Source organism: bacterium, from assembly GCA_021372535.1.
Classification (GTDB): Bacteria; Latescibacterota; Latescibacteria; order Latescibacterales; family Latescibacteraceae; genus JAFGMP01.
Genome location: JAJFUH010000134.1, coordinates 1 through 3528 on the forward strand (window position 1 = coordinate 1; position 3528 = coordinate 3528).

General features: G+C 47.5%; 4 protein-coding genes and 1 tRNA gene. 1 reads left to right on the forward strand and 4 read right to left on the reverse strand.

All coding sequences use genetic code 11. The features are described 5' to 3' along the window. From LLG96_12260 to LLG96_12275, 4 genes are all read right to left on the reverse strand, one after another. Positions 1 to 1175 (reverse strand): glycosyltransferase family 2 protein (locus LLG96_12260; protein MCE5250984.1); only part of this gene is annotated, 1175 nt, incomplete at its 3' end. A gap of 118 nt (positions 1176 to 1293) precedes the next feature. Beyond that, positions 1294 to 1370, reverse strand: a tRNA-His gene (locus LLG96_12265). A 48-nt stretch (positions 1371 to 1418) separates the two neighbouring features. Continuing rightward, positions 1419 to 2177 carry an MBL fold metallo-hydrolase gene (locus LLG96_12270; protein MCE5250985.1) on the reverse strand — a complete coding sequence of 253 codons (759 nt, stop codon included), beginning with the start codon at positions 2175 to 2177 and terminating at the stop codon, positions 1419 to 1421. A 167-nt stretch (positions 2178 to 2344) separates the two neighbouring features. After that, complete coding sequence (locus tag LLG96_12275) at positions 2345 to 2575, reverse strand: hypothetical protein (protein ID MCE5250986.1); 231 nt, start codon at positions 2573 to 2575, stop codon at positions 2345 to 2347. A 273-nt stretch (positions 2576 to 2848) separates the two neighbouring features. Between LLG96_12275 and LLG96_12280 the strand changes: the two genes are divergently transcribed. Next, the coding region (locus LLG96_12280) for a nucleotidyltransferase family protein (protein MCE5250987.1) at positions 2849 to 3528 on the forward strand (680 nt) is incomplete at its 3' end.

The window sequence follows — 3528 nt, forward strand, 5'->3', positions numbered from 1 at the left end:
CCGAAAATGAGATCGAAATCACCGAACGGATCGAATTCACCAAAAAATGACCGGTGGCGGGCGATTTTCAGGTAATTGTCACGGTATATGGCTTTTGTGCCGCACAGCGTATCCTTGAACCGCTGCCCCAGAACGAACGAAAAAGCCAGGGCAAAAAATTTGTTTCCGAGAAGATTGAGAAAGCGCATAGCCTGTTTTTCCATGGGATATACGAGTCTGCTCCCGTTGATGAATTCGCCTTTCCCGTCGAGCAAAGCCTGATAGAACCGTGGTAAATCTTCCGGAGGGACTGTCATATCCGCATCGAGTATCATGAGAATATCCTTCGTTGCGAGCTCGAAACCTTTCCGTACTGCATCGCCTTTGCCTTTTCCGTCCTGACGGGCAGCGATGATATTCATTCCGTCGGGCGTGCTATCGCGCACTTCGCATATCTTCTCCCATGTTGCATCGGTCGAATGACCCTCGACAAAAATCAGCTCGTCCCCGGGACCCATGCGGGGAAGACGACGCAGAATGTGTTCGATATTCCCCGCTTCGTTACGGGCCGGAACGATAACCGAGACACTCGGAGCTGCCACGGGGGCATGATTATTTCCGCGACGGACCGGCCGAGCGACAAGGATGTGAATGAGATTGAAAATTCGGAAAAAAGGCAGCGGAGAAAGATACCGGTTCACCAGGAAACTGATAACGGGAATATAAAATGGAATAAGCACTCTGCATTCGGTCCTGACCGGTTCGAAATCGGATAAAAGAAGAAAATTGCTCATGTCTTCCGGTGAAACCCAGTTTGCCTCGGGAAGCTTCGAACGTAACCCCAGCCGTGTCGCAAGCAGCATGAACGGTTTCCAGAGAAAGCTGTAATATGTAATGATGATGCGGGTATTCTCGGAGCAGTATTGATGGATATCGTCAAGAAACGCCTGAATATCGGGTTCAAAATGAAGGATACCGTTCAGAAGAATATAATCGGGTTTTACATTGCCGGGATTTCCTTCGTCTGCATGATAACCGACGTCACGATCGACTGCGTTTCCGGTGAAAAAAACAGACGAATGAGGAAATTTACGGCTGAGAATATCACTCTTGGGATTCACTTCCATGACCGTATCATCAGGCATAATATGGACAGAGAGGTATCGGTATAACAGGCTATAGAAGTATTTTTTCATGACTGAATGACCTGAGTTTTCACGATAAACCTTATTTTTTCTTTTTTAACCTGTCCGCTTTCATATCACTTCTGAAAAATAAAAAAACCGTCTCTTCAGGCTAAGACGGCTTCAAATCTGGGGTGGATGAAGGGAGTTGAACCCTTGACCTCCAGGGCCACAACCTGGCGCTCTAACCAACTGAACTACATCCACCATCAGTACATATAAAATACGGATTTTTACCTTCAGAGTCAAGGAAATCTATATAACGGATGAAATCGTCTGACCGACCGAATGGGGCATGAATATACTGTCGAGCTGCTTGAGAGCGGCATCGAGAATAGCCTGCCCGTTCTTCAGAGTCATTATTCCGTGGCCCGGGAATAATCCTTCAATGTCAAGCCCCTTGAATTTAGGGAGACCGATATGATAATCGGCGATGCTGCACATGGGATAATTGATGAGACCTATGACTCCGCCATACTGAACGGTATCACCGTTGAACAGGCATTTCCGTCCGTCGAGGTTCATCATGAAGCAGGCGGAATCGTACGAATGTCCTATGCTATTGATGGCTTTTATATGCACTCCGCCAATGTCGAACTCTTCCCCATCGCCAAAGCCATGATCGACCGGACAATGAATGTATACATAGTCCTGTGCATACATGCCATGAGCTTTCGCGTACGGAATCCCCAGTTCTTCGTCGGTGCCGACCGACAGAAGATGTTCGCCCGTATTGTCGCTTATCCATACCTGGCAGCCGGTACGGTCTTTGATCGCTTTCGCGCCCCGGGCGTGATCCGTATGATGATGGGTTATAAGAACATGACTGACATCTCCGATATCAAAACCTTCTGCTTTGATGTTTTTCGCGAGCCCGTCGGTATCATAACCGTTACCGGCATCGATCAGAAAAATCCCTTTGGGACCCCTGACGAGAAAAATGTGACCGTCGTTGCCGTCCGTAAGGCCTTCCGGTGTTCCTCCGACAAGATAAATGGAAGGAGTGATGCGCATTTTAATCTCCTTTTAATGGCGGTGAAAAGGATTCATCACTCACCGCCATAAGAAATATGTGTTATGAATAATATGTCTGCTGACCTTCTGCTGCGGTTTCTATCGAGCGAATTTATCGGAAATGTGTGTGCGTAACTGTTCGTCCTCCGCCGGTATATGGCATATGATTATTTATTGTCTTTGTCAACGGTTTCCCATAGATCAAGCTGAAGCCACCGTTCAAGAGCGACTTTCAGATCCTCGCCAAGGAGTCCGATATTAAGCGCGGCTGCCAGAAGCTCGATGGTATTGCCGGGCTTCATCCCCCGCTGGAGGTTTTCGATAGCGCCAAAAACCTCGCTTTTGAACTCCTTGATGGTGAGATCCTCAATTTCCGCTATTCTGTCACGCTCGCTCATATCCGACCCTTTCAAGGATGAGACGTGTGAAGACAATTTACATTCTTCGTTATATCAGAGCAACAATATTTTATTTCATGCTGATATAATGCGCCGACAGTTTTTCACTCGCGTCATCGGCATCGGCATTTTTATATAATAACAGATACTCCGATGCCATTTACAATTTGCTTACCGGTCTGATACAATATATCTTTGAAGCTACTATACGCCATGTACGGAATATCTCGGCCACCGTATACATAAACAATCCCGGACTTTTAAGGAGGTTTCATGAAAGCTGTTATACTTGCAGCCGGCAAGGGTACGCGAATGAAGGAATTGACAAAAATAATACCCAAGCCGATGGTACATATAAAAAACAAGCCGATGCTTGAATATATCGTATCATATATACGAAAAGCAGGTATTACCGATTTCGGGATCGTTGTCGGCTATCAGCAGTCCGTCGTTCAGGATTATTTCGGGGATGGATCGCCATTCGGAGTTTCTATCACCTATATCGAGCAGGAGGTTCAGAACGGTACAGGCGCAGCCCTCGATCTCGCCCGTGACTACACAGGCGGGGATCCGTTCTTCTTCAGCTTCGGCGATGTTATTACCCCTGCCGAAAATTACCGTGGAATGATCGACAGTTACTCTCTGACATCGTGTGATGTCCTGCTCGGCTTGAACGTCGTGGACGATCCCTATCGCGGCGCCGCCGTGTATATCGACCGTGACAACACGATTGTCCGTATGGTTGAAAAACCGCCCATGGGCACATCAACAACGAATTTGAACAATGCGGGACTAATGGTTCTGAGTCCGGTTGTTTTCGATTATACCTCCCGTCTCAAGCTCTCTCCCCGCGGTGAAAACGAACTGACCGAAATTTTCGGCATGCTGAGAGTTGACGGCCAATTACTGAGAGCTTACGTCCTCACGCGAAACTGGAAAGATGTTGGCACACC